Annotated in this window: 27 protein-coding genes; 17 read left to right on the top strand and 10 right to left on the bottom strand. The window is 56.1% G+C overall.

What is annotated here, in order from left to right:
- Positions 1–72: 72 nt before the first annotated feature.
- From CCR96_RS14430 to CCR96_RS14450, 5 genes are read left to right on the top strand one after another with little or no spacing between them, the layout of a single operon-like run.
- Positions 73–711, top strand: coding sequence for a polysaccharide export protein (locus tag CCR96_RS14430; RefSeq protein ID WP_201220981.1), 639 nt, complete (start codon positions 73–75; stop codon positions 709–711).
- Positions 712–769: 58 nt separating this feature from the next.
- Positions 770–2,326 carry an XrtA system polysaccharide chain length determinant gene (locus tag CCR96_RS14435; RefSeq protein WP_242519097.1) on the top strand — a complete coding sequence of 519 codons (1,557 nt, stop codon included), beginning with the start codon at positions 770–772 and terminating at the stop codon, positions 2,324–2,326.
- Positions 2,327–2,339: 13 nt separating this feature from the next.
- A complete protein-coding gene (locus tag CCR96_RS14440) occupies positions 2,340–3,281 on the top strand; it encodes an XrtA-associated tyrosine autokinase (RefSeq protein WP_201220810.1) in 942 nt (313 codons plus the stop codon).
- 17 nt (positions 3,282–3,298) lie between these two features.
- Positions 3,299–4,750, top strand: coding sequence for a TIGR03016 family PEP-CTERM system-associated outer membrane protein (locus CCR96_RS14445; RefSeq protein ID WP_201220811.1), 1,452 nt, complete (start codon positions 3,299–3,301; stop codon positions 4,748–4,750).
- 38 nt (positions 4,751–4,788) lie between these two features.
- Positions 4,789–5,676 (top strand): XrtA system polysaccharide deacetylase, encoded by an 888-nt coding sequence (locus tag CCR96_RS14450; RefSeq protein WP_201220812.1) that lies wholly within the window; start codon positions 4,789–4,791, stop codon positions 5,674–5,676.
- Between the two features lie 58 nt (positions 5,677–5,734).
- Here the strand turns inward: CCR96_RS14450 and CCR96_RS14455 are convergent, their stop codons facing one another.
- Together CCR96_RS14455 and CCR96_RS25595 are read right to left on the bottom strand one after the other, a co-directional pair.
- Positions 5,735–6,145 (bottom strand): PilZ domain-containing protein, encoded by a 411-nt coding sequence (locus CCR96_RS14455; RefSeq protein WP_201220813.1) that lies wholly within the window; start codon positions 6,143–6,145, stop codon positions 5,735–5,737.
- 232 nt (positions 6,146–6,377) lie between these two features.
- Positions 6,378–6,773 carry a PilZ domain-containing protein gene (locus tag CCR96_RS25595; protein WP_201220814.1) on the bottom strand — a complete coding sequence of 132 codons (396 nt, stop codon included), beginning with the start codon at positions 6,771–6,773 and terminating at the stop codon, positions 6,378–6,380.
- Positions 6,774–6,977: 204 nt separating this feature from the next.
- Between CCR96_RS25595 and CCR96_RS14465 the strand changes: the two genes are divergently transcribed.
- Both CCR96_RS14465 and CCR96_RS14470 read left to right on the top strand, forming a co-directional pair.
- On the top strand, positions 6,978–9,257 hold the full coding sequence (locus CCR96_RS14465; protein WP_201220815.1) for an efflux RND transporter permease subunit: 2,280 nt from the start codon (positions 6,978–6,980) through the stop codon (positions 9,255–9,257).
- 554 nt (positions 9,258–9,811) lie between these two features.
- Entirely contained in the window at positions 9,812–10,744 is a 933-nt protein-coding gene (locus tag CCR96_RS14470) for a PEP-CTERM sorting domain-containing protein (protein ID WP_201220816.1), read from the top strand.
- Between the two features lie 103 nt (positions 10,745–10,847).
- On the opposite strand, the gene CCR96_RS14475 is transcribed toward CCR96_RS14470, so the two are convergent.
- Positions 10,848–11,714 (bottom strand): ThiF family adenylyltransferase, encoded by an 867-nt coding sequence (locus CCR96_RS14475; RefSeq protein ID WP_201220817.1) that lies wholly within the window; start codon positions 11,712–11,714, stop codon positions 10,848–10,850.
- Between the two features lie 137 nt (positions 11,715–11,851).
- Between CCR96_RS14475 and CCR96_RS14480 the strand changes: the two genes are divergently transcribed.
- Both CCR96_RS14480 and CCR96_RS14485 read left to right on the top strand, forming a co-directional pair.
- A complete protein-coding gene (locus CCR96_RS14480; protein WP_201220818.1) occupies positions 11,852–12,544 on the top strand; it encodes an N-acyl amino acid synthase FeeM domain-containing protein in 693 nt (230 codons plus the stop codon).
- Positions 12,545–12,578: 34 nt separating this feature from the next.
- Entirely contained in the window at positions 12,579–13,529 is a 951-nt protein-coding gene (locus tag CCR96_RS14485) for a S1 family peptidase (protein ID WP_201220819.1), read from the top strand.
- A gap of 48 nt (positions 13,530–13,577) precedes the next feature.
- Here the strand turns inward: CCR96_RS14485 and CCR96_RS14490 are convergent, their stop codons facing one another.
- The 5 genes from CCR96_RS14490 to CCR96_RS14510 form a co-directional block, all read right to left on the bottom strand.
- The gene (locus tag CCR96_RS14490) at positions 13,578–14,531 is read right to left on the bottom strand and encodes a PEP-CTERM sorting domain-containing protein (protein ID WP_201220820.1); all 954 of its coding nucleotides are present in this window, start codon (positions 14,529–14,531) and stop codon (positions 13,578–13,580) included.
- A 336-nt stretch (positions 14,532–14,867) separates the two neighbouring features.
- Entirely contained in the window at positions 14,868–15,611 is a 744-nt protein-coding gene (locus tag CCR96_RS14495) for a PEP-CTERM/exosortase system-associated acyltransferase (RefSeq protein ID WP_201220821.1), read from the bottom strand.
- A gap of 438 nt (positions 15,612–16,049) precedes the next feature.
- Positions 16,050–16,658 carry a PEP-CTERM sorting domain-containing protein gene (locus CCR96_RS14500; RefSeq protein WP_201220822.1) on the bottom strand — a complete coding sequence of 203 codons (609 nt, stop codon included), beginning with the start codon at positions 16,656–16,658 and terminating at the stop codon, positions 16,050–16,052.
- Positions 16,659–17,260: 602 nt separating this feature from the next.
- Entirely contained in the window at positions 17,261–17,410 is a 150-nt protein-coding gene (locus tag CCR96_RS14505; protein ID WP_201220823.1) for a DUF433 domain-containing protein, read from the bottom strand.
- Positions 17,411–17,519: 109 nt separating this feature from the next.
- Positions 17,520–19,094 carry an ATP-binding protein gene (locus CCR96_RS14510; protein ID WP_201220824.1) on the bottom strand — a complete coding sequence of 525 codons (1,575 nt, stop codon included), beginning with the start codon at positions 19,092–19,094 and terminating at the stop codon, positions 17,520–17,522.
- Positions 19,095–19,162: 68 nt separating this feature from the next.
- Between CCR96_RS14510 and CCR96_RS14515 the strand changes: the two genes are divergently transcribed.
- Positions 19,163–19,747 (top strand): Uma2 family endonuclease, encoded by a 585-nt coding sequence (locus CCR96_RS14515; RefSeq protein WP_201220825.1) that lies wholly within the window; start codon positions 19,163–19,165, stop codon positions 19,745–19,747.
- A gap of 85 nt (positions 19,748–19,832) precedes the next feature.
- Here CCR96_RS14515 and CCR96_RS14520 read toward each other — a convergent pair whose 3' ends face one another.
- Positions 19,833–20,702, bottom strand: coding sequence for a YicC/YloC family endoribonuclease (locus tag CCR96_RS14520; RefSeq protein WP_242519098.1), 870 nt, complete (start codon positions 20,700–20,702; stop codon positions 19,833–19,835).
- Positions 20,703–21,108: 406 nt separating this feature from the next.
- Between CCR96_RS14520 and rph the strand changes: the two genes are divergently transcribed.
- From rph to CCR96_RS14555, 7 genes are all read left to right on the top strand, one after another.
- The gene (gene rph, locus CCR96_RS14525; protein ID WP_201220827.1) at positions 21,109–21,825 is read left to right on the top strand and encodes a ribonuclease PH; all 717 of its coding nucleotides are present in this window, start codon (positions 21,109–21,111) and stop codon (positions 21,823–21,825) included.
- A 67-nt stretch (positions 21,826–21,892) separates the two neighbouring features.
- Positions 21,893–22,552 (top strand): RdgB/HAM1 family non-canonical purine NTP pyrophosphatase, encoded by a 660-nt coding sequence (rdgB, locus tag CCR96_RS14530; protein WP_201220828.1) that lies wholly within the window; start codon positions 21,893–21,895, stop codon positions 22,550–22,552.
- Between the two features lie 219 nt (positions 22,553–22,771).
- Positions 22,772–23,497 carry a YggS family pyridoxal phosphate-dependent enzyme gene (locus CCR96_RS14535; protein WP_201220829.1) on the top strand — a complete coding sequence of 242 codons (726 nt, stop codon included), beginning with the start codon at positions 22,772–22,774 and terminating at the stop codon, positions 23,495–23,497.
- Between the two features lie 82 nt (positions 23,498–23,579).
- Positions 23,580–24,416, top strand: coding sequence for a pyrroline-5-carboxylate reductase (proC, locus tag CCR96_RS14540; RefSeq protein WP_201220830.1), 837 nt, complete (start codon positions 23,580–23,582; stop codon positions 24,414–24,416).
- Positions 24,413–24,988 (top strand): YggT family protein, encoded by a 576-nt coding sequence (locus tag CCR96_RS14545; RefSeq protein ID WP_201220831.1) that lies wholly within the window; start codon positions 24,413–24,415, stop codon positions 24,986–24,988. Before proC ends, CCR96_RS14545 begins: the two co-directional genes overlap by 4 nt.
- Positions 24,989–25,007: 19 nt before the next feature.
- The gene (locus CCR96_RS14550) at positions 25,008–25,187 is read left to right on the top strand and encodes a hypothetical protein (protein ID WP_201220832.1); all 180 of its coding nucleotides are present in this window, start codon (positions 25,008–25,010) and stop codon (positions 25,185–25,187) included.
- The gene (locus CCR96_RS14555) at positions 25,171–25,485 is read left to right on the top strand and encodes a DUF167 domain-containing protein (protein ID WP_201220833.1); all 315 of its coding nucleotides are present in this window, start codon (positions 25,171–25,173) and stop codon (positions 25,483–25,485) included. Before CCR96_RS14550 ends, CCR96_RS14555 begins: the two co-directional genes overlap by 17 nt.
- Before the next feature lie 208 nt (positions 25,486–25,693).
- Here CCR96_RS14555 and CCR96_RS14560 read toward each other — a convergent pair whose 3' ends face one another.
- On the bottom strand, positions 25,694–26,389 hold the full coding sequence (locus CCR96_RS14560; RefSeq protein WP_201220834.1) for a VPLPA-CTERM sorting domain-containing protein: 696 nt from the start codon (positions 26,387–26,389) through the stop codon (positions 25,694–25,696).
- Positions 26,390–26,736: the final 347 nt, after the last annotated feature.

The raw sequence follows: 26,736 nt of genomic DNA on the forward strand, positions 1-26,736 counted from the left end.
GGGAGATCAAAAGTGACCAACCACAACAAGACGACTTTGGGACCCCGATCGTCACTTGGGTTAGCAACAGCCATGATCGCACTCGCGGGTTTGTCGGGATGCGCCTTTGACAGCAAGTATCCGCCCGTGCCGCCGGATCAACGCTCCCTCAGCGCGCAGGAAAGTTATCTGTATGAGATTGCCCCTGGTGACGCTGTCAATATCTTTGTCTGGGCCTTCCCAGAACTCTCTGGCACTGTGCCCGTGCGGCCGGACGGTATGCTAACAACGCCGCTGATAGAAGACATGCCCGCCAGCGGTAAGACCCCGTCTGAGTTGGCGCGTGACCTCGAAAAGGAATTGGCGCTATATGTTCGTTCGCCCATCGTCACAGTGATCGTCAATAATTTCGTCGGTCTACCTCAACAGCAGGTCAGGGTTGTCGGCGAGGCAATGGGAAGTTCTGGATCAGGTGGTCGTGGCGCTGGATCAGGCAGGGGGCCGGCAGCAGTACCCTTCAGAAAACACATGACATTGCTGGATCTCATGATTCAGGTGGGTGGCTTAACACCCTTTGCCGCTGGCAACAAGTCAGTATTAGTACGCTTTAACAACGGACAACCTGAGGAATATTCAGTTCGCATTGATGACCTCCTCCGGAAAGGCGACATGTCCGAGAATGTCAGCCTTCTGCCTGGCGATATCCTTATCATACCCGAAGCCTGGTTCTAATCGCCGCAACTGAACTCACGACATCCATCACTCAGCTTAATTTTCAGGATACTTCGCATTGCTGCACGACCTCCTTGCAGAAATTTTTCAATACCTGAGAGGCGTATTGCGCTATCGCTGGGTAGCCCTCGGGCTCGCCTGGGTGATCGCCATTGCGGGTTGGGTCTATGTCTCAGCAATTCCAAACGAATATCGCGCTTCTGCTCGTTTATTCGTCGACACCCAAAGCGTATTGAGGCCACTTTTGAGAGGCCTCACCATCCAGCCTGATTTTGCCGAGCGGGTATCGCTGATGAGCAAAATGCTCCTGAGTCGGCCAAATCTGGAGAGGGCTATCCGCATGAGCGACCTGGAGCTCACTGTCAATAGCCCCCGCGAAAAGGAAGAGCTACTGTCTCGGCTCAATACGAAAATCCGTATTAATGGCAACCGCAACGCTCCAATCTATAATATCTCGTACGAAGATCAAGATCCCGAAAGTGCAACTCGCGTCGTTCAGGCTTTAGTGAACATTTTTATTGAAGAAGCCTTGGCGGGTGACCAAACAGCATCGACGACGGCGCAAAACTTTCTAGATCAGGAAATTGCAGCCTACGAGGCCGATCTTCGAGCATCTGAACTGCGCCTCGCAGACTTCAAGCGTAGGAACGCCGGTTTACTTCCTGGAAATACTGGCTATTACGCAACCCTGGAAAGAGCTAGAGCTCAGCTCCGAGACGCTAGACTTGCATTAGAAGAGGCGATCCAACGCAGAGATCAGCTTGTGCAGCAAATTCAAGCTGAAAACGAACGAGCTCGCGGAAACGCCGAAGCCCTAAATGACTCGTTGGCACTCGACCCGCAAGTCTCAGCGGCGCAGGCTCGACTCGATGATCTGCTGCTGCGTTACACTGAACGCCATCCTGACGTCCTCGAGTTGCAAAGACTGATCGCAGAGCTAAAACGTCGCTCTTCTCAACAGGCGAGAGCCAACGAAAATCAACCATCGAGTCTTGTTCAATCAACAACTGTTTACGGCAACTTACGGATCGCGCTGAATGAAGCAGAAGCTGACGTTGCATCACTTCAGGCGCGTGTTGACGAGTTTGAGAGCAGAGTCACCTCGCTTACAGAGAAAATCGACTCGATCCCAGAGATTGAGGCGGATCTCACGCAACTCACTCGAGAATACAACACGATTGCAAACCAACACTCTAAGCTACTTGAACGACGTGAATCAGCACGCCTATCTCAACAGGTGGAAAATTCAGTAGAGGGCATCAAATTCCGTGTAATTGACCCTCCTCTGGCGCCGAAGAAACCCTCTGCACCCAACCGCCTTTTGTTGGCTTTTGCTGTCTTGGTTGTCGCAATTGGCGGCGGTGCGGCAGCCGCGGTTGCGCTCGATCTGCTTCGCCCAATCTATGATGATCGACGTGTCCTTTATCGCACAACTGGATTGCCGGTTCTAGGTGTTGTCTCACTGATCCGAACGCCCCAAAAGCGCCGCCTTGAAAGAATTCTCTGGTTACCTTTCTTTCTACTCATCATGGGCTTAGTCATTGGATCGATGATTGTTGGCTCTGGATTAACTGCCGACTTCGTTTCAGAAGTTATTTCTCCAGTGATTATTTAAATTCCAGACCACTATGAGTACCATTGAAAAAAGCCTTGAAAAACTCGCTGCCCAGCAGCGAGAGCGCCCGACCCTTACTGATCCGGTGGCGCAGCATCAGGAGACTTTAAAAAGGCCAGAAACTCGTTCTCCGCACATCCATACCAAATCGAGAACGGAAATTCATCATTTTCCCTGGAATGAACTCCGGAAACATGGCATTCTTACTCGCGATACTAAGCGCTCACAGCTCGCTGAAGAATACAGACAAATCAAGCGGCCGCTGTTGATGAATATTGACAAGAAGGGCGCTGATATTGTTGACAATGCCAATCTTATCTTAGTGACCAGCGCCCTACCCCGTGAAGGCAAGACCTTTAACGCCATAAACCTCGCGATGAGTATCGCCATGGAGCGCGATCGTACCGTACTCCTTATTGATGGTGACGTTGCCAAACCAACCGCCGCCAAACGCCTCGGCATCCAACAAGAGGCCGGGCTGCTAGACCTTGTCGACGACTCCAACACCAAGATTAACGATGTGCTGGTGAAAACCGATTTGCCGAACCTTCGGGTTCTGCCATCTGGTCGGCCCCACGATCGAGCCACTGAGTTACTCGCGAGTGAGAAAATGGCACGGTTCATGTCCGAATTCTCAACGCGTTATCCAGACCGTGTCGTCATTTTTGACTCCCCTCCTCTATTATTGGCGAGCGAAACGGCTGTACTCAGCTCATGCGTCGGGCAGATCGTTATGGTCGTTGCGGCTGAACAAACAAGTCGTCACACAGCAAACGAAGCCCTTGCTCTGCTCGATCCCGATAAGATCATTGGACTCCTACTCAATAAGTATCGGCCTAGCCTCGGCAATCGTTCCGGTTCAGGCTACGGTTACGGCTATGGCTACGGTTATGGACATGACCACCCAAGTCCAGATCCCGATATTGCCCAAACCCCGCAACATCCAGCGGCTTAGTGGCAGCCCGATCGATCATGCACAGCTTCCCAATTTTCCATCGGTTCAGGACGACCTTTGTCGCGTTGTTCGCCTATAGTGGCATTGTAGGATCCTTCGCCTTCTGCAATGTGGCATCCGCGGCCGACTGGAATTTCTCGAAACAAGTGGCGTTAGACACAACCTTTAGTGACAATATCAATCTCAGCGAGTCCAATAAAGAATCTGATGTTTTTGCTTCCCTGACCCCGGGCTTTGTCCTTCAAGGGACTGGGCGGCATCTTGACGTTAACCTCGCCTATGCTCCCCGACTTTTATATTATCTCTCTGAGTCAACTAATAACCGAGTCGATAATAATCTGCAAGCGAATGCTACAACACGGCTCTATGAAGACCGTTTATCGGTAGACTTCAGTGCCTCAGCCAGACAGACTTTCATCGATCCTTTCCAGGCGCGAGGCGATGCCGCCAACAATACGGACAATGTACAAACAACCTATTCCTATGCTATTGCTCCACTGCTACGCACAAGTCTTGGCCGCTACGCAAATGCGTCACTAGGGCTTGAACAAAGTGGCATCTTTTACTCTGAGCAAGGGACAGACAGTTACAGCTATGGCGCAAATTTTGAGCTGCGGTCTGACTCAAATTACTTTGGTCGCTTACTCTGGGGTCTGTTAGCGGAAACAGAACGAATTGAATACGATGAAGGTCACAATGAATTTTCGAGTTTTTCAGCTATTCTTGGATACCAACTGAGCCGCCGTCTCGCCGTAGACCTGTTCGCTGGTTATGAGAATAATAGCTATGCATCTGCTAATGACACGCGCGGGTTTCTCTGGGGCGGCGGATTTTCCTGGACTCCAACGCCGCGCACATCGCTGCGTGCTGAGTTCGAGGAACACTACTTTGGGACCACATCTAGCGTCGAGTTTAGACACCGGCGGAGGCGCTCAGTATGGTCGGCGACTTATTCGAGAGAGCTAACAAGTGCTCGAACTCAAGTTGATGCAATACCAGTCTTTAATTTTGAAACCCCCTTCGGCGACCCGACCATCCCAAATGTTACTCAGAATCAGATAATCGGAGTCGACAATGCGTTACCAAACTCGGATGTGTTCATTGCAGACCGCTTAAACGCAAGGTATGCGCTAGAAATGCGACGCGGCGTTTTGACGGCCAATGCTCGTTATGTCCACCGTGATTTTAGTGGCTCTGATAATGACCAATCGGCCGTACAGCTTGGGGTTGACTATACCCACCAATTATCAGGTAAATTATCAGGCCTTGCTGCGTTGAATTGGCGACAAACAGATCAATCAAGTTCGGTAATTTCAACTGATGCTGATCGTAACGAGCAACTAGCGCTGCGTACTGGCTTACGTAAAAATCTTAGCCAACACTGGAATTTAGATTTTTCGTACCAACTTCAAAGCGGTGATGATTATACAGAAAATCGTGTCACATTCGGCATTGCTGCCGATTGGTAGCCCTTGCGCTGCTGACAACAATAACCGAGTGTTATCAGATGGCCCAAACATCAAAAATAATTAACGCTTTATCGATTGATGTAGAGGATTATTTTCAGGTATCTGCCTTTGAGGCCCATATCAATCGCGATCAATGGTCCCAGATTGACTGCCGAGTGGAACGTAACATTAATGAGATTCTCGCTCTACTCGACGAACACGATGTTAAAGCGACGTTTTTTACACTCGGATGGATCGCAGAACGCTTTCCGCGACTGATCAAGCAAATTTCTGATCAGGGCCATGAGATGGCGAGCCATGGCTATGACCATGTACGTGTTACCAAACAATCTCGAAACGATTTTGCGCAGGACATTCAGCACACGAAGAAACTGCTTGAGGATATCTGCGCCTGCCCGATCACAGGTTATCGGGCAGCGAGCTACTCCATCAATCGCACTAACCTTTGGGCACATGAGGAGATTTTGAACGCTGGCCATCGTTATAGCTCAAGCGTTTATCCAATCCATCACGATCTCTACGGTATACCGGATGCACCGAGGTTCGCTTTCCGCCCGCTTCCTGGCACGGATCTAGTGGAAATTCCGGTTACTACACTCGAGATTGGCTCGCGACGCATACCCTGCGGTGGGGGTGGATTTTTCAGACTCTACCCTTATCCTGTTTCCCGTTGGATGATTAATCGGGTCAACGCTAAAGAACATCAGTCGGCAATTTTTTATTTTCATCCCTGGGAGATCGACGCAGAACAACCTCGAATTCCGGATCTCCCATGGAAGACGAGATTTCGACATTATCTGCACCTTGATCAAACGAAGCAGAGGCTTGGCGCCTTGTTGCGCGACTTCAGTTGGGCACCCATGAACCAGGTTTACTTCGGCAAACAACAAAGCATCAACGACTTTCCAGTGTTTTCGCTCCAGTGATTAGCCATTGACGAAAGCCCGCGCCCGAGGTCCTACCTCGGGCATTCAGTGGTCTGATTCAGTCCTCGTCATCCTGATTGATCGAAACAGGCGCGTTGATCTGCTGCAGACGCTGCCGGGTTCCGTCATTGATATCAGTGAAGGCGATTCCAACCAGCCACTGTTCTTGCCCTTCATCCCGTGAAGCCCAGACGACGGAGCCCGACATCGTTAAGGGCTCTGATTCATCTGAGCAGCCTAGGTGAATGATGACGCTCGAATCGACCGGAAGTTGACTAAAGGTCCGAATCTTGACCCCACCTTCGCTCAGATCCTGAGACAATCCATAGTTGACGCCACCATACTGCTGCGGAAACATTTGCAATTGTGCGTAGCACTCAACTGCAGACCGCTTGAAACGCCGATTCTCCATCATTGAAGATTGACACTGATCCTGACGTTCACTCATCGCAGATGTTGACAAATTCATCACACTTCCCCCCAACATTGTCTCGCCCGCGTTGCGGTTTTCCGAGCCCTATCGTTAGCACACTTTGTTAGCCACAGCAGTTTTGGTAGGCGTTAGATTGCTGCTTAGACCGAAGACTAAACGAATACTGCTCGAAAACATAGTCCAGAATGCAGGCTCAGAATCGCCTACGGGGAACCTGCCGGTGTGATATGAACAGGCTGTCTGAGGCGAAACCGGCTCAACAAAGGTTCTAGTTGATGTCGAAGGCCTTGTTCATTGCCTGGAGACGCTGCATGATTCCAAGGTCAAGATCCGTAAAGGCGATTCCGAATTCCCACTGCTCGTTCCACGCATCCCGGGAGACCCAAACAACTGCTCCTGACAGTGTTAATGGATCCGCCTCCTCCGAACAGCACAGCTTGACGAGAACGCTTGAATCGACGCGAAGTTGTTGGAAGGTGCGGACTTTGACCCCACCGCAGCTCAGGTTATGGGATAGACTATGATAAATGCCTCCATACTTCCGCGGCAACAACTCCAGGCGCGCATAACAGAGTACGTCCGTTCGCACAGATCGGCGAGTATCACTCGCGAGAGTCTGCCGATGTTGCCGTCGGTCGATGCTTGCAGAATCTGATAAGGCCATCGATCTGTGCCCCTTCACTATTGCCTCGCCCTCTTGGCGATCAAGCTTCAAAGTTAGCCTTAACTGGACAACATCGAAGGCCTCGCTGCAACTGTTGAGAGCATGTTGTGGGCAAAATCATCATCGCCCGGATTCAACGGCAAGATTGCTCCCGATGCCGAATTCAAAACGATTACCCGCATCAACCGCGCCTAGGAGGCCTTGATGAAGCCATTTTTCCTCTCAGGGCGCACCGCCCTGGCGATTCTGATCCTTGTGACGGTACTGGCCAACGGCGCACTCATGTTGATCCGTCTGGACAATGCGCCAGAGGCCTATTTTCCCGCCGACTCTCCGACCGTGCAGTTCGAGAACCAACTGCGGGAGCACTTTCCGCTCGATCAAGTTCTGGTCGCGTTGTTCGAAGATGAGCAGGCGACCCTGTGGCAAGACACCTTTCTAACCCGTTACTTCGCCCTGGCTGAGTCGCTGGAGGACGACCCAATGGTCGAGCGGGTGCTGTCGCTGGCCAATCAGGATCACATGCGTAGCACCGATGACGGCTTTGCCATCGAGCCCCTACTCGATCAGGCGCAAATGGAAAAGCTTGCTCAGGCCGAAGAGCGCCGAGACCGCGTGCTCAGCGACCGCTTTGCCGCCGGCTTGCTCGCAAGCGAGGACGGCCAGGCGCTGGCGCTAGTGGTGCGCCCGCGCGAGCTGCGCAACAGCCTGGAACGCTTGCAGATGGAAAACACCCTGCGCGACGCCATTAGCGCTCACCAGCTCGACGATCAGCTGACCGCCATCGCCGGTCAAATCGCCCTGGACGTGGCGCAACTGCGCGCCATGATCCACGACACCATGGTGCTAGTACCCAGCACCCTAGGGCTAGGATTAGTCATCATTTGGCTGATGTTCCGCCGCTGGCTCGCGGTCCTGGTCAGTGCACTGGTGATTGCCGCCGTGGTCAACGTCACCATTGCGCTGCTGATTCTGGCTGGCAAGCCTTATACCTTGATTTCCGCCATTCTCCCGCCTTTGATGTCGGCGCTCACCGTGGCCGCTTTGGTTCATTGGCTGAACGCTGTGGCGCTCGCCGCACGCCAGGGCCTAAGTGGCCCCGAGCGCGCGGAACGTGCCTACCGTCAGGTTGCCAAGCCAATCATCTTCGTCGCGTTGACCACCGGCGTTGGTCTGCTGTCGCTCAGCTTCAGTTCCATACAGCCCATCGCCGCTTTCGGACAGGTGGCCGCTGTCGGTATGCTGGTGCAAGCGGCCATCATGACCTTGTTCGTCCCGCCCATCTTTGCACGCTGGGATCACGGTAGTTGGAACCGGGGCCGCAAGCGTATCGCTTTCACCGACATGACGGTGCGCACCCTGCGCGCGATGAGCATGCGCCGACCCTTATGGGTGCTAGGTATCACTACCGCACTGCTGGCGCTTGGAGTGCCCCAAATCGCGCGCATTCAGACCGAAACCGATCTGCTGCGCTTCTTCCCGCCGGAGCACGCCATCACCCAATCGACCGAACGCATCGGTGAGCGGTTGGTCGGCGTCACCTCCTTAGAGCTGGTATACCAGGCCGATCAGCGCGACCGCTTTAAGCAACCCGAGGCGCTGCGGTCGATTCAATCCATGCAAGGCTGGCTCGATGCGCAGCCGGAGGTTGATCGCGCGTTGTCGATGGTCGATTTCGTTGAGGAAATGCACCTGAACTTCCATGGCGGAGACCCGGCCTACCGCGCGTTGCCAGAGAGCCAAAACCTGATCGCCCAGTATCTACTGGTCTACGACGGCACCGATCTCTACGAGTTGGTCAATCGTGAGTTCGACCAGACCCGTCTGATCTTGAACCTCAATGTACGCGGCGCGCGTGCCATCAATGATCTGATTGCGCGCATCGACGATCAGCTCGCCAGCCAAGACCTGGGCGATCTGCAGGTGCGTGTGGCCGGCTTTGGCCGCCTGTTCGCCGACCAAGAGGCTTTGCTGATCCAAGGCCAAATTCGTGGCCTGGCCGCCGCCGTGGTCCTGATCGCGTTGCTGATGCTGATCCTATGGCGCTCCCCCGCTCAGATGCTCATCAGCATGATTCCCAACCTGGCGCCCATCGCGCTGATCTTCATCATCATGGGACTGCTTGGGGTATGGCTCGACATGGCCACTGCCATGATCGCCAGCGTCACCGTCGGCATCGCGGTCGACGACACCATTCATCTGATGCACAGCTATCGCGGGCGCCTCGCCGCAGGCAGCCCTCCGGTCTGGGCGCTGGCGCGCGCCTACCAGCAAACCGGACGCGCCATCGTCGTCACCACCCTGATTCTCGGCGGCCAGTTCCTGCTGATCGGCACCTCCGCCTTCAACCCATCCGCCGCCTTTGGACTCCTGACCGCTGTTGGCCTGGTCGCCGCGCTGCTCTTTGACCTTCTGGCGCTGCCGGCACTTTTATTGCTGACAGCGGGGCGGCCAAGAACCGCGCGCAAGCGAATCACCGCTTGAGTCTCCACCGGCGCGCTCGCCGAGGAAAAAGGCCGTCGTCGAGCGATTATCAGTTTTTTACACCTACCTGCTGAGCGACGTTAGGCGCTTTCGAGAATACCATTTATTATATATAAACAGTATCTTATAGGATTTTTTACGCCCTGTTCAGTACGCGTAGGAGCGGCTTATCCTCTTGAGAGAGCCTGCTTACCACCTTGTACTCACAAAAAAGCCACATGCAAGTGTCCGTTTTCTTTACAGCCACAGCGAGCGAACGCTAGCATAAAATAGTCTTCAATAACAGAATGTTAGGAGTTTTTAGCTCAATCAGCCATCCAGCTTAGTACTGAGTGTCGATTTTGGCGATAAACAGTTGTCAGCTATTTTTACAGTTAAAAAAATGCGTAAAAAAAAAACCTTCAAAAACAGATAGGTAAAAACTGGCACTATGCTTGCTTCTATTATCAGAGATTTCTGAGAGTGCTCATGGTAACGAAACTAAAAACAGGCTCGCAGCCTCTGACGTTTTAACGATAATGTACTGGGTCTTTAAGGCCTGAGGAGACGTAAAGATGACGAAGCAAACAACCAAAGTCGTGGGGCTGGCGCTAACAACTCTGCTCGGCTCGAGCGCTGTTCAGGCAGTCCCCTTTTTCATCGATGTGGGCTACGACTACGGCAACGTCGGCGGAAGCGTCGCTGATGGACCTGGCACCACTGGCTGGTTCGATAAGGCGGTGCTGACTTACTTCTCAAACACCACCATCACGGACGCCAATAACGATGGGATTTACAGCCCGGGTGATACCGTGGTTGGTACCGGTGGCCTACTGAACGACCCCTCGAACACCGGTTACGGTAACAATTCACTGGGTTCTAATAGCGTGACAGGCTTTGGCCCTGAGGTAAGCTTTGACAACCCGGGTGGCCCGGACACCAACCGCTACGGCTTTCCAAACTGGACGCTGTCGTTCGGCTGGAATGACCTGACCGGCGTTGTCAATGCCAGCGGCGGTATCACCTACAATGGCGGCACCATCAGCCTGAATCTCTGGGACTCCAACTCCGGCATTGCTGGTCAGGAAATCATGAAAATCGAGGTTTCTGGCGGGGGGGTCAATGCCATCGGCCAGAGCTTGAACCTGGCCGGCAGGGTTGACTTCACCGGCCTGGATTTAAACCAGACGATCGGCAGTTCCACCCTCGGTGATCTGTTCAACATCGGTGGCGGCTCATTTGGCGATCTTTGGCAGGCTGGAGACACTGAGATCTTCGCCAACAGCGACCAAAACACACAGCCTTATCAGTTCTTTGATCTGACCGAAACAGTGACGCCATTTGGGACGGTGCTGACCTTCGATAACGGGCCAGGTACAGTCGCCTATTTGGCAGGCGAACATGAAGGATCACTCGTCTTCGAGATACCCGAACCAGCATCCCTTGCCTTGCTTGGCGTGGGCTTGCTCGGATTCGGCGCCCTCGGTCGGAGAATGTCGGCCAAGTAGTTCGTATCAACCAGTAAGGACGCCTGACCATGAGGGGCCAGGAGTCCTGCTGAAGCTAATCAATTTCAAAGGCGCCGCAACCCTGGGGCGCCTTTTTTTTTGATCAGCCCAACAGTAGGCGCCTGATATACCAAAACATCATCCGTTGCAAAGGGTGAGCGTTGCCCCAGGGACGGTAGGTCTTGATAAGCTTATTGCGATAAGCATCGAAATGCAGCCCATGCGGCACCGTGACCACATCGCCGCGTCGAAGCAGGAACTTCACTGCATTGGTGCAGGCAACCCCGGCGGCAAGTTCAATACCAATCGCTGTTGATGGCACCTTCTTCTTAAACAGATTAACCGAGCGGCGGTCGACCAGATAATGCCGCTGCTGCATCGAAGGGGATACACCGACGATGAATTTCAAAATCTGGTCCTCGAACCCGAAGCCATCGAGGCGAAAATACTCCTCGAAGCTCATTCCCTTCGGGTCGAAAGCCAGCATCGAGGTACCCATGCCCATCGGCGCTGCAGTCACAGCCGGAATGTCGCGCTCATGACAGCGAGCAAAGACTTTCCGGCGAATATCGAGGGAAAAAATGTCGAGGCTGTCCATGTACAGATCAGCCTCGTCGAGAAACTCGTCGATATTGTCCAAAGTCAGCCCATGAGGCATCAGTTTCAATTCGGCTTCCGGATTAATGTCGCGTACCTGTTCCGCCATCACATCCAGCTTGGGCTTACCCATGGTCGAAGCCACCGCGCCTGCCTGCCGGTTGATATTAGCCCACTCGAAGGTATCCAGATCGGTAATGGTGAATCGGCTCACCCCGAGTCGAGCCAGTGTGATCAGATGGCTACCGCCAACCCCACCAAGGCCGCCAATGGCTACACGGCATTCGCGCAAGCGCGCCTGCTCATGCTCAGTAAACCAACCAATGTTGCGTGAAAATGCGACATCGTAGTCAAATGGGTTTGGTGTTGGCATAAGATGTTTCCTTTAGCAAGTGACGCAGATGGTTTGACCGGCCGGCTGAATTTCAGGTGCCATCCGAGTGGCAGCCCTTGATTGAACACAAAGCCGTCACCTGCTTAATAACGAAATTCCAGTCTGGGTAGCTGTACATGGTAAAGATCAAGATTGCTTGCTGTAAAGAGGACATGGACCACATCCTTTGGCTACGCCACAAAGTCTATGTTGAGGAAGAAGGCCGCTACGGCGGGTCGTTGTCGTCGCATGAGTGCATTATGGACCGCTACGACCATATTCCAAAAGTCGCGCATATCCTAATTCAAGACGACAACGAGCCCGTTGGCTGTATCCGTGTGAATGCTGAAACCGGTTTCGGGCTGCCCATCAATGACCATTTCGACTATCGACCCTATCTCGACGGCATGATCTCGCAACAGTTCCAGAGGCCAGGCCGATCAACGTTAATGGCGTCAGTCAGCATGTTGGCGGTGCGGCAGCAGTGGCGCCGAAAACGACAGGTTTCACGCGAATTGTACCGTGCTACCGCCATGGTGCTGCAATCTTGGCAGGTCAGCCACGTCATTGCTCTGGTCAGTTTGCAGACGGTATCCCTTTACGGCCGGATGGGTTTTTTACCAATCGCTGGGCGTATCTGGTTGCCGGACGTGCAAGACCATGTCATTCCAATCATGGCCGAAGCACAGGTTTGTTACGATTGGGCTTTTAGCAAACAGGCCAATTTGATCGCGACACCAGTGCAACGCATGCGCTCGTTTATTCCTGCCAGGCTGGAGCCCAGGCTGGAGTCGCACAGCCAGCAAGAAGTCAGGGCCAGGTTCGGTTAACCTTCACGATCATTGCGTTTTAGGAGTACCTCTCATGTACAGTCGATTTTCAATGGCTGTTGGCCTTAGTCTCGTAGGTTGTTCTACCCTGCTTGGATACGAAACAGCTACGGCAGGCGTCATCAGGCACGACAGAACGGATGACTTGTACAAAAATCTTGCTGCCGAGGAAAGCTACTCCGGCGTCGGCGACATGTTAATTACCCGAACCGGCGCAACCTACCGGTGTTCAGGCACTTTGATCGGTTCCAGTTGGGTACTGACTGCCGCGCACTGTATTGATGGAGAAGACATTACAGGAGGCGTCACCTTCGACGTTGGAGGCCAAATCTACAACGGCGGGCAACGTATCGTTCACGAAAATTGGGATGACGATGCATGGTCAGGATGGGACATCGCGCTTCTGGAACTCACCAGCGAGGTCAGTGGAGTAACCATTGCTGAGCTATATGCCGGAACCTCAGAGCTGGGGATGGTTGGAACAAATGTGGGTTTTGGTTCAACTGGTGTCGGGAATGAGGGATACATGAGTGGAACATCCGGGACGAAACGCGCTGGACAAAATGTTGTTGATGAGACGAACTCGAATCAACAGATCTTATTACAAGACTTCGATAACCCTGACGATAGTACAGACAACTGGTTTGGGGACCCGAATCCGCTCAACCTCGAATATCTGATCGCTCCAGGTGACAGTGGCGGTGGTTTGTTTATCGAAGAAGCGGGCAATACGTACCTGGCTGGCGTTCATTCCTTTTTTGGATGGGATAATCTCACTGATCGTCCTGGTACCGCTGGCTATGGTCATATTGCCGGATCAACACGGGTTTCGAGTTTCACCAGCTGGATTTCCAACATCATGTCCCCCAACGTAACCGCAGTCCCAGAACCCGGCCCCCTGTCGCTAATGCTAATCGGCGGGGTCCTGTTAGGTTTGTGGCCAAGAAACAAAAACCCGCAACGGCGGAAGCACATTGCGGGTTAGAGAAGCGTAAGCGGAGTAGGCGCGGAAACTTAAGCGCCCCCGCTACAATCAAGCGCGCCTTAAGCTGCGCCTTGTGTAGAGACCGGCGAAGGCCGCGGCCATCAGCAAAAGCGTTGATGGTTCCGGAATCTCGTTATCGGTGAGTACGGTGGGTGGATCGTGTGCCCAGATCCCAACGTGAGACAAATCTTGATTGTTTATGACTCCTGTATTCCACGACCCCGTAAAATAGTAGACAGTATCACCGAGACTGATGTCGAGTCCATCGTCAATCAGGTCCCAAAAATTGAAATCAAAAACAGCCCAGCTTGGATCACTTTTATTACTGCCTTTAAGCACGAACGTTAGATGATCGAAAAGTGCTGGCCTACCAAGCGCTGCTGTCGCAGCATCAATGGCTGTAGGATCAACGAACAAGGACCAATCACCACTATTGTTGAATGATAAGTCGATAAAATCATTCAAGTTAAACACTGTGCCATCGGCCGCGGTAATAGAGCTGTAGCTATCGTCGCTGATCCACTCTCCTGAATTATCATTTTCAGAGTTTGCCAAGGAAATCCATCCAACCGTCTCTTCATCGACCCAAGAGTCGTTAGAATTGGTAAGAAACAGGTTCGGATCGAGGTAATAGGTTGTTTTCGTGCCTTTTTTATTATGTTGGAGAGTTTCTCCATTTAGTAATCCTTCATACAGCAAGCCGGTGTTCGGGCTTGGATCTTTCCCCCAGTCGTTATCGGGTGTCTCGATACCGATAAAACTCGTTGAATTTATCGGATAACCCAAACCCGTCAATGGATCGTCGCTAATTATAAAATCCCCGTTTGTGTCAATGCCTAATATCGGGAATATTCCAGTGATTTGGACATCCGATGCTTCCAAACCCGTGCTGTTAATCACAACCGGCGTGGCGTCATCGAAATTACCTTCGAACAATGTTCCGAAACTGGCCCCGCTAAACAGCATAGACCCGATGGCAGTGATAAGGATGGTTGATCTCATAGAAAATCTCGCTAAAGATGGTCTAGTAGTGAACATGTGTGTGGGTGGGGTTGCCATAGTCTTCTCAAAAAGTCAGTCAGGTGGCGCGCAGTGATCCGCTCGTCTAGCAACCTTTAAAGGGTATTATAAAGCAAAAAACTTGCCACAACCAACTCTAAATGTGCTAACTAACTGATATTATTTATAAAACAAAAGACAATCTTTTTTTCTCAGAGGCCCCGACTACCTGTGACAGGCTATCCTGACAAATAGTGACAAAAACTGACATTGATGTGACATTTTCTCGATACAAAAAGGATTAGGCCGCGCCTTCAGCAATGATCCGACGTTGCGCTGTCAGGGATCATTCAGCCCAATGCCTAAATCCTCGGCAATCGCGTCTAGCAGTGCACGCAGTGGCGCCCCGAGATGCTCGAAGAGCATGGAACGAGACAAGTAAAAAGGCGCTCGCGCACCGTGAAACTCCACCACTTCACCGATCTGCTCGAAGAAGATACCGCCATAATGCAAGTGTCGAGCTAGTCGTGGCTCCATCATCGCGTAGACTGCAGATAGACCATGCGACAACCCAACCGTTGCGGCGGCCAGATAGAGTCCTAGCGCGATGTGCGGGAAGCGGCGGCGATCGGTCTGCGTCCACTGGAAGACGTCCGGTCCACCATCGGGTGTGTTGCGCTCTCCTGGTCGGCGCCGGAACCGCTCGGTCAGCGCGAGACGCGAGATTTCTCCATACATCCCTTTCGGCACCATGAGCGGACTGTGTTCAGAGTTATACTGGCGGCTGTCGTAGTGGGCCGTCAGCGGTAGACAAGGCTCGGGGCTGTCAGGCCGGGTAGTCACCAGGCGCACGGTACCCGCATCTAGGCCTGAGGGACGATGGATAAGGATGCAATGCAGCGAGGCATCGTCGAACTCGTCCTTCTCCAGGCCGTCCGGAAAACGATCCGGACTCTCCCAACCGAGTTCCTGGCAATAGACCTGGTACCTGAGTTGATAGGCCCGCCGGCGCAACTCGTCGGTGTCGGCATAGAGCACTTGGAAATATTCGCGGTAGGGTGTGACCAAGTCGGTATCGGACATGCGTGGCCCCTATCGGTGAGACTGTTCGCGGGCTGGATTCAGGAGTGCTGGACCGCAATGATTCTTACACATCTTTGAGCTGGGTGCTGGCCAAAGATGCGCGACTCGCCGCGTTGCGGGCGATGCGCGGAAGACAAGACCGTGGCACACCCAGCAGATCCAGTCGTCGCATCAACCGGCGTGACGCCAAGCGCTCAAGAGACACTTGAATCGGGAAAAGCCGTCGTTGCGAACGGCCTTGCTCACGTTAGCGGCCCCAACGGGATGGCCCGCCAGCGTGGTTTGGATCTTCTATCCGTTGCGTCTAACGGGTAGGCAACAGTGTAAAAGATTCTGACACTGTTGACGGGCGGATTCCGGTTGGTGAGGGGCAGCGACAGCGCTGGGTTCAGGAAAAAAAGCCCCCCGGAGATCCGGGGGACTTTTGCGCACTCGACTTTAAGCAGACTTACGACGACGAGCCGCGCCTAAGCCGATCAAGCCCATGCCGAGGAGGGCAAGGGTGGTGGGTTCCGGAACAGGGTTCGAAAAAGGAGGCGTACCCCAAGAGAAGGAATACGATATGGAACCACCAACAGACTGAGCGGAGAAGGCAATAGCTGCAGTTTGGGTGTCATAAAAATTGGTAGTATCTCGGAATTCACCGGTACCGTAGAGATTCATAAAGTTTGGTTCGCTTACATTACGAACCAGCGTATCCAGGTCAAACTGGAATCTATTTCCAGCCCCCCAGGTCAAAAAGTTGGTAATTGGATTAAAGGTTGTGATCGCCAAGGGTAGACTAATGGTACCTGCAGAGGGAACACTAAAGTCGGCATTTGTAAAGAAATCATTATCTTCGCCAAGGTATGTTGGATCAATACCCGTCACTCCAAAGAGCAAAGAAGCGGAAGTAATTGAATCTGCAGTGTTCAAATTACCACCCGTGATGGTTACAGGCCCGTTAAGACCTGCTGCAGCAAAGGTTCCATTCAGAGGAACCGCAGTCGCGCTTAAGGGTAACAAAGCGCTAACAGCCAATAGACCGGAAATCAGATAGTTTTTCATGGTAAGTCTCGCGTGAAATTAAGTGGCCAGGGGTTGTTAAGACGAACTCTTGTGCTTTCAGCCATCGCACCTAGGCACTTCCCCCAAAGCACACCTCATGCCAAAAATAAATATATCTATAATTTCAAGTACTTAATAAATTTAACGACCAGAAAGCACCCTGCGAAAACCCAATGTTGTAAAGAATCCCGACACTCACCCCCGCCACCCGGGGTCAAACGCCGTTGTTCGCGTCGCTTTTTGCCCCCTCAGACCGCGCCCAATCGCCAATTTGCCGGGGGCTCGACAATCATGTCATTGTTTCAAAAGGTAAAAAATTTTCTCGCCCCCCTGCTTTTACAAGCGTAAAGAATCCTGACACTTTGGCCGGATGCTGGCGGAACACCTGAAGCCATCCGTGGTTGAAAAACCTCACCACGAACGGCATCAGGCGAGGACAAAGGCTGTATCACAGGGCAATCTGACCAGAAACCCCAGATCATGACGGGGTCGTCACCCGTCACGGCCGGGGTGTAAAAAAAACTGACATCTTGGAGACGCTGGCTTCGCTGCAAGACCCGCTCAGGCTGATGCCGCGATCTGAACCGGAGCCTGATCTGATGCTACTGCGCCCGTTGCTTGCCCAACTTCCGGGCGCCGGCCGCGAGCAAACGGGTCATCGTACCCACGGTGATCCGAACCCCGCGGATGCAGGGTTTTCCACCCATCTTTCCTGGGTCGAGGGTCATGCGATCAAGCTCTGGAGAGCTCATCTTGCCATCTCCGTTGGATGCGACCGGAGCGCCCATGGCGTCTCCACCGAGATCTGGTTCTGGAACCTGCAGCGGTGGTTTGGATGATACTGAAACCTGGCCGACCAGCTCAGGCGCGGATCAGCCGCACTGCGCGGCCAGCGGGTGTGCTGGTTAGGCTGCTTGCCAGGCGCTCGGCGAGCGGTGGCGCCTCGGGGCGGCGGTCGAAGATGATCAGCCAGCCGCTGTTCAGCGCCAAGCGGGCCAGGTAGCCATCGAGCTGCGCCAGGCCTTCCGTCAGTGGATCGGGCGCGCCAGGGCGCCAGACCTTCAGCTCGATCCCAAGCACCAGCGCGCGGTAGGTCAGGCACAGGTCCATGCGGCCGCGCCCGATGGCGTATTCGCGCTCTAGGCTGCCCTCGCCATTGACGACCCGCTGCAGAAAGGCCATCAGCACTAGATGCGGGGCGATTTCGTGATAGGGCGCGCTGCCGAGTAGGGCCTCGCCGTGCTGGCGCCAGAAGCTGAGGAAGGCGTTGAGCAGGGCGTCCGGATCGAGGTTGCCAGCGGCATCGAGCCAACTCGGGCGGATGTGCGGCAGGGAGTCCATGGGTCCGCTGGCGAGGGTGCGTGGCAGCACTTCACGGTAGATCGGGTTGGCGATCTCCAGGCTGCCGCCATTGACGCGCCGCAACAGTCCCAGGTCGACCAAATAATCACGCTCGTCGACGGGGATCACATCCATTGCGGTGCCGGCCAGCATGGGCTCGATGATGCGCCGCACCCGCGGCTCGCGCAGCTTGTCGGCGAGCTGATCGAGATGGGTGACGCGGCGCAGGATCAGCTGCTCTTTTGCCTGATCGATCAGCGCCCGGTTGATAGGCTGGGTGCGGTCGCGACCCTCGGGCATCCGGAAGCAGGATTCATAGGCGAGCGCATTGACGAGCCAGGGCTGGCCTTGGGTCAGATGCCAGACCCGCTCGACGGCCTCGGGGGTGAATGGCTGCCCGGTTTCCAAGCTGTGCTCGCCGAGCAGCGTCTTGACTTCTTCGGGGTGAAAATCCCCCAGTCGTAGGGACTCGGCTTTGATGTTGAATGCACTGCCACCGGTGATGGGCTCCGCCTCGGAACTGGCGTGGATGCGGTAATCGCGCAGATCGCGTACGCCACAGAGCACCAAGGTGCTCGGGAAGGCGCTGGGGCGCTGACGGTAGCCGGCGCGCAACTGTCGCAGTAGCGAGACCAGGGTATCGCCGACCAGCGCGTCGACCTCGTCGAGAAAGAGGACTAGGGGCCGCTCGGAGCGCTCACACCAGCGGGTCAGAAAGGCGCGTAGGGCACGCGTTGGGGCGTTGTGCGCCAGCACGTCTTCTGCCAGTTCCGCGAGGCCCTGCTCGCCCGTATCCAGGCATGCTTCGGCGGCGATGGTCTGCACGATGTCGGTCATCGCCAGTGCGAGGTTTTCGCGTGCAGCCTGGGCGGTTTCGAGATTGGCATAGACCGCCAGATAGCGGCCCTCGCGGTTGAGGTAGTCCATCAAGGCCAGCAGGCAACTGGTCTTGCCGGTCTGGCGTGGTGCGTGCAGCAGGAAATATTTTTTCTGCTCGATTAGGGCGAGCACGTCGTCAAGATCCCAGCGTTGCAGCGGCGGCAAGACGTAATGGTCTTCGGCCCGCACCGGGCCTTCGGTGTTGAAAAATCGCATCACTGGAATTGCACACCTGATACTGTTATCCGCGCTATCGCCTGTTTCCTATCGACCGGAGGTCTACCATGCCTGTTGTCGAAGCCGAACCCATCATCACAGAAGCGCGTCCGATCTTTCCATTGAGCGTGGATGCCTACCATCAGATGATCCGCGCTGGCATCTTCGATGAAGACGACCGCGTCGAACTGATTGACGGAGCGCTGCGTGCCACGCCACCGATCAAACCCGATCATGCCGGGAAGAACAAGCGGCTGAACCGACTGCTGAACCTGCGTGTCGGGGACGAGGCGCTGGTCTCCGTGCAGAATCCGCTCACGCTGCAGCCCCGTTCGGAGCCTGAGCCGGACCTGATGCTGCTACGACCGCGCGATGACTTCTACGAAGGCGCGAATCCCACGCCGGCCGATACGCTGTTGGTGATCGAGATCTGCGATAGCTCGCTGCGCTACGACCGCGAGGTCAAGGTGCCTCTGTATGCGGCTCACGGCGTTCCTGAGGTCTGGCTGGTCGACCTCCAGCATCGGCGCCTGGAGCTGTATCGGGAGCCCGGCGCTGACGACTATCGGCTGGTCCTGCGACCCGGCCCGGGCGAGGTCGTGGCGCCGCTGCTGCTGCCGAGTCTGCGCATTCGCGTTGACGAGTTCTGGTAGCAACCAGAGCGGCCAAGGCACAGCGCATCCAAGTCGTTTCCGGTTGTCGGCTTAGGCGAAGGTGAGACTTACTTAAACTGCCTCACTACTCAATATTCTGAACCTGTTCGCGCATCTGCTCGATCAGCACCTTCATATCGACGGCGGCACGCGTCACCGCGGCATCGGGCGATTTCGAACTCAGCGTATTGGCCTCGCGATTGAGTTCTTGCATCAGGAAGTCGAGCCGGCGGCCGATCGGCTCGTCGCTGTTGAGGCTGTCGCGGACCTCGGTGATGTGGCTTTCGAGACGGTCCATCTCTTCGTCGACATCGAGGCGTTGGGCGATCAGGGTCATCTCCTGCTCGAGCCGGGTCTCGTCGAGTTCGTCGCGCACCTCGGCGAGTCGGTCGGCGATGCGGGTGCGCACCGCGGCGAGGACCTCGGGCATCCGTTCGCGGACCTCGGCAACGCGTTCGAGGAGCTTGTCGCAGCGGTCGAGCAGCAGCGTCTTCAGCCGCTCGCCCTCGCGCTCGCGGGCTTCGACGAGGGCGACGAGGGTTTGGTCGAGGAGCTCGAGCGCGGCGCTGCTGAGGGCCTCCATGTCCTTCGGCGCCTCTTCGAGCATGCCGGGCCAGCTCAGCAGGTCGAACATGTGCGGTGCCGCCGGCTCGCCGATGCGGGTGGCGACCTCGTCGGCGGCCTTGAGCAGCGCCTCGAGCAGCGCGGTGTTGACGCGCAGCTCCGCAGAGCCGGCGGAGCCGCCTGGCCCGCCGCGCCCGCCTAACCTCAGGCTGAGGTCGATCTTGCCGCGATTCAGATGCTGACCCAGGGTCTCGCGGACCTTGGGTTCGAGGCTGCGCAGGTCGTCTGGCAGGCGCAGATGTGGCTCGAGGAAGCGATGATTGACGCTGCGGACCTCCCAGGTCAGCTCGCCGGCCTCGGTACTGCGGTCTTGGCGGGCGAAGGCGGTCATGCTTTTAGCCATAGCTTTGTTTCGATCAGGTTGCGGACGTTGGCGCGATCATAACGCGATCAGCGTTGCTGAGCGGCTGAAACAGATCAGCCGTTGCGCCCGGGGATTACTGGCATTGAATCACAGCTGGACACCAAAAGCCGCGAAGAGGCGCGGCAATGAAGTGTCTGAAGCCTCATCCGTCTGCGGTTTGATTTGACCCCAAAGCCGAGCCATGCCGACAATCCGTTCGGCTGCATCGGGGGTCACGCAGCCGTTCATCGCCGCTGCTCACGTGCGACAATCAGGCTACGGCGAGACCGCTCTCCTGACGAGCGCCACAGTCACAACTCGCAGGCCAGACCGCCTTGCTTATTATCTTCGCCTCCCTCCATTATCTTCGCCCCCTTCATCCATGGAGTCCCACATGCGCCCGTCCGCCCGCCAACCTGATCAGCTGCGCCCGTTGCGCTTCACCCCCGGTTTTACGTCCCAGGCCGAGGGCTCGGTCCTGGCCGAGTTCGGCGAGACCCGGGTGCTCTGCACCGCCAGCGTCGAAGAGCGTGTGCCGCCGTTCCTGCGGGGCAAAGGTCAGGGCTGGATCACGGCCGAATATGGCATGCTGCCGCGTTCGACCGGTGAGCGCATGCAGCGCGAGGCGGCGCGCGGCAAGCAGGGCGGGCGTACCCTTGAGATCCAGCGCCTGATCGGTCGCTCGCTACGCGCGGCGGTTGATCTTAAACAGCTCGGCGAGCGCAGCATCACGCTGGATTGCGATGTCATTCAGGCCGATGGCGGTACCCGCACGGCGGCGATCAGTGGCGCCTGGATCGCATTGCAGATCGCCATCCAGGGTCTGGTCAGCCACGGCAAGCTGCAGCAGTCGCCGCTGAAGCGACAGATTGCTGCGGTCTCGGTGGGTGTCTATGCCGGCACGCCGGTGCTGGACCTCGACTATGCCGAGGACAGCAGCGCGGATACCGATATGAATGTGGTGATGACCGATGACGGCGGGCTGATCGAGATCCAGGGCACGGCCGAGGCGGCGCCCTTCTCACGCAGCGAGATGATCGCCATGCTCGACCTGGCGACGATCGGCATCGAACAGATCATTGCCGCTCAGCGCGCCGCACTCACCGACTGAGCCTTGCGACCGCGAACTGAACCGTGGATGACGCGGATGAAACCCAGAACAAGCACGAACATGACGCATGCAGCCTAAGATTGACGCCAACACCAACGCCATCGTCCTTGCCAGCGACAATGCCGGCAAGCTGCGCGAGATCGAGGCGCTCCTCGCCCCCGCCGGGCTGCACCTGATCCCGCAAGGCCAGCTCGGCATCGGGTCGGCCGAGGAGACGGGCCTGACCTTCGTCGAGAACGCGATCCTCAAGGCGCGTCACGCGGCACGCTGCAGTGGCCGCGCGGCGATCGCTGACGATTCCGGGATCGAGGTCGACGCCTTGCGGGGCGCGCCCGGCATCTACTCGGCGCGCTACGCCGGCGCCGAGAGTAGCGATGAGGCCAACTGCGAGAAGCTGCTACAAGCGCTCGCCGAGCAGCCCGGCGCCAATCGCAGCGCGCGCTTCCAATGTGTGATGGTCTATCTGCGCCATGCCGATGACCCGACCCCGTTGATCTGCCAAGGCACCTGGGAAGGGCTGATCCTCGAGGCACCGCGCGGCCAGCGCGGCTTCGGCTACGACCCGATCTTTGGCGTGCCGACGCACGGCATGAGTTCCGCGGAGCTGGAGCCAGAGACCAAGAATGCGCTCAGCCATCGCGGCCAGGCACTGCGCGCGCTGGTCGCGAGCCTGCTGGAGCAGCCGACGCCTTATAACCTCAACACCCAGCCTGCAGACCGGACCTAACGCTCATGGCGCGGCGCCACCCCGGAAAATGTATCGCGTGAGATTCAGGTTAACGCGCATGGCTCCGCGCCACCCAGCAGATGAATCGCGCGAGATTCACGTGAATCCCTTGAGTTCAGCACGGGTTTATCCTGAAACCGTTGCTTAATCGCCCTGGATAGCGACGCGCTCTGTGCGCTGGACGATTGAATCTCGCCCTGAATGAGGAGCAGCTACACCATGAACGCCTCCGACAATACCGAGGTGTCCGCTCGACTCGAGGCGGTGCGTGCGCGCATCGCCGCTGCCGAGGCTCGCTTCGGTCGCGAACCGGGCAGCGTCGCGCTGCTCGCGGTCAGTAAGGTGCAGCCGGCGGAGCTGATCCGCGCTGTCCATCAGCACGGCCAAGTGGCCTTTGGCGAGAGCTATGTGCAAGAGGCCTGCGATAAACAGGCGCTGCTCGCTGATCTGGCGCTGGATTGGCACTTCATCGGCCGGATTCAGAGCAATAAGACCAAGCTCATTGCCGAGCACTTCTGCTGGGTGCATGGGCTGGGTGATGCGCATCACGCCCAACGCCTCGGCGCGCAGCGGGTCGCGCTCGGGCTTGCGCCACTGCGCTGTTGTCTGCAAGTCAATCTGAGCGGCGAGGCGAGCAAGGCCGGCGTCGAACCGGAGGCGCTGCCCTTACTGCTCGAGCAGTGCAGCGCGATCGACGGGCTGCGCATCGAGGGGTTGATGACCCTGCCGGCCCCAAGCGACAACCTCGAGTCCCAGCGCCAGCCCTTTGCCGAGCTGCGCGCACTGCGCGATCAGCTTGCCACGCCCGAGCAGCCGCTTGCGACCCTATCGATGGGAATGTCCGACGATCTTGAGGCCGCGGTCGCCGAGGGCGCTACAATGGTGCGTATTGGCACGGCCGTGTTCGGCCCGAGACCATCATACGAGGCCGCTCGGGCTGGTTAGCTAGCGACCAGCGCCGCAACGCGTCCGCGCCACGACTGACGCACTTTCTGCACAACCGACGACGTCAGGGATCTTCTTGCCTATGCCCTCAACCACCACACGCATTGCCTTCATCGGCGGCGGCAACATGGCCCGCAGCCTCATCGCTGGGCTGATCGCAGACGGCTATGAGGCCGCGCAGCTGACCGTCAGCGACCCGGATACCACGAAGCGCGCAGCGCTCGCCGAGCAGTTCGGCATCACCGCCTGCGCTCAGACTGTCGAGGCCATCGACGCCGCCGAGGTCATCGTCCTCTGTGTCAAACCGCAGGTGGCCGCGGTCGCCTGCCGCGAGGTCGGCGCCCTGCTCAGCGAGCCGCTGCCGCTGGTCATCTCCGTGATGGCTGGCGTCACCGAGGCCTCGATCCACAGCTGGCTCGGACAGCCCGCGCCGCTGGTGCGCGCAATGCCCAACACCCCGGTGCTGGTGCAATCCGGCGCCATCGGGCTGCATGCCAGCGCCGGTACCTGGGCGAAGCAGATCAACCTGGCCGAAGAGGTCATGCGCGCCGGCGGCCTCACCCATTGGGTCAAGACCGAGGCTGAACTCGACACGGTCACTGCCCTCTCCGGTAGCGGGCCGGCCTACTTCTTCCTGTTCATGGAGGCGCTCGAGAAGGCCGCGATCGCCGAGGGACTCGACCCCGAAGGTGCCCGGCTGCTCAGCATCCAGACCGCACTCGGCGCCGCGCGGATGGCGGTCGAGAGCGACGAGTCACCGCAACAATTGCGCCAGCGTGTGACCTCGCCGGGTGGCACCACCGAGCGCGCCATTGCGGTGTTCGAAGAGGGTGGTCTGCCGGCCCTCACGTTGCGCGCGGTGTCCGCTGCTCGGCATCGCGCGCAGGAGCTTTCCGAACTGATCGCGGAGGAGACATGACCGAGGCCTACTTTACCAACCCACTGATCTTCCTGGTCAAGACCCTGTTCGGGCTCTATATCACGTTGGTCGTGGTTCGCTTCCTGCTGCAGTGGGCGCGGGCCGATTTCTACAACCCGATCTCGCAGTTCGTGGTCAAGCTGACCTCGCCGGTGCTGCGGCCGCTGCGCAAGGTGATCCCTGGTTATGCCGGACTCGACCTCTCGGCGGTCGTGCTGGCCTGGGTGCTGAAGGCTTGCGAGCTGGCGTTGCTGTCGATGCTGATGGGGCTCGGTCGCAACCCACTCGGCGCCCTGCTCTGGGCGCTGCCGGGGCTGGTATCGCTGATCATCAGCATCTTCTTGTTCGCGGTGCTGATCCGGGTGATCCTGAGCTGGGTGAATCCAGACCCCTATAATCCGGCGGTGTTGCTACTCAGCGATGTCACCGACCCGATCATGCGCCCGGCGCAACGGCTGATCCCGCCGATGAGCGGTATCGATCTATCGCCAATGGTGGTGATGATCAGTTTGGTCTTGCTCGAGATGCTGTTGCTGCCGCCGTTGCGGCTGTTGACCGGGAGTCCGTTCTAAAGAAGAGTGACGTCATACCATGAGCAACGAGCCCGACAATCTTGTCTTAGACATCTTGCGAACCATGCGCTCTGAGATCCGCGCTGACATGAGCGAGGTCAAGCAGCGTCTCTCGGCGATTGAAGTCCAAGTCTCAGCCATGGGCCAGCAGCTTGCTGGCCTGAGCACGGCATCCGAAAATAATGGTCGACTCGGCTGACTGGTATCGCTGGGAGGGCAACGACCTGCTGCTGCGGTTGCGCGTACAGCCACGCGCTGGCCGCAACGCCTTCGCCGAGCCGTTCGGCGATGCGCTCAAGGTGAAGCTCAAGGCGCCACCGATCGATGGCCGCGCCAACGCCGAGCTTCTGCGCTTCATCGCCGAGAGCTTCGGTGTCTCTTACAGCGCGGTCGATCTGGTCAGTGGGCTGCAGAGCCGCACCAAGCAATTGCGCGTCAAAAACCCAGGTCAGCTGACATTGGGCATCAGCGATGCGCGCAACGGCATCAAGTCATGAAGCTTAGGTGGTTTCCGCTTTTAGGTGTCTGGTCCCGGCACCTAACTCTCATAGCGCGGCGTCAACCTGGAACATGAATCGTGTGAGATTGATGTTAAATGCGCTTCGTTTGAGAGACATCTGCTCAAGCGCGGTTTTCAGTTCTCGCAGTTCTGCCGCCATAGAAAAATTGTCCCGCCGCTGATCCGGCGGGACGTTCTGACTAGCTTTACGCGGTTCGATCAGTGCGGCGCTTGCGCCGCAGGGTGATGAGGCTGGCCAGTCCGGTGATCATCAGCCAACCCGTTGCGGGCAGTGGGACCGCGTTTGTAGTACCGGTGATCGCCTGACCGGCTGTGAAATAGACAGGCCCGTTAGCGGCATCAGTCACGCCGATAACCGACGAGGCGACGTTTACTGCCTGGAAGCCGAAGAAACCCGAGACCGTGTTGCCATCTTCAAGCCAGCCATCGACAGCGTCATACCAGTTGATCGTGTTTTCACCGCCAGCTACGGTAGAGAATTCACCGAAGATATCAAAGAAGGTGGAGAGAGTTTCTCCAGGTGCTGCTACTTCAAAAAGATTAACACTTTCCGTAGCCCAGTTTAACTGGGTCAGTGTCCTGACCCAGTAAGTAAATTGGTTTTCGCCGTCATTATCGGCAAACGCCGTACCTTGGTCTGTAAAGCCAGAACCGAAATCCTTCACCACCGGCGTCGAATCGTTATTGGAAACCCCAAAGCCGATTAGGCCGCCACCAGTATTATTGGTAACATCGTATATTCCGAGACCGTTGTCGAGGCTTTCAAAAACAATCAGGCCTTCATCGCCAACCAACTCCAGCGGAACTGCAACTGCTGTCGATGCGTAAAAGAAAGTGGCGATGACGCTGGTTTTTAGGATTGGTTTCATATCAATAGCCATGATGTGATCTCTTTGGTTTAGGGAGCAAAGCACAAAGCCCAAGTACAGCACTCAGGTACAAAGCAAAACTCATGCCAACTTAAAAAAATAATAAAAAACAATACTTTAAAAAATCGACAACTCTTCTCGTCACCGCTTTTGTAAAAATATTTGACAACAGATGTCGTCAAGTCAGCAATTATGATGAGGTGTCGTAGATGCAGTTGAAAGTTAGCTTAAGTCACTGATCTTAAAAGTATTAAAGACGGTCTACCTTATCTAAAATCCAGATCAAGAACACTCTAAGTCATTGTTTTTCCTATTCCTAGCTTAGTGTAAAAAAAACTGACACATCGATTATGGTGGGT

The organism is Halochromatium roseum, from assembly GCF_016653315.1.
GTDB classification, from domain to species: domain Bacteria; phylum Pseudomonadota; class Gammaproteobacteria; order Chromatiales; family Chromatiaceae; genus Lamprobacter; species Lamprobacter roseus.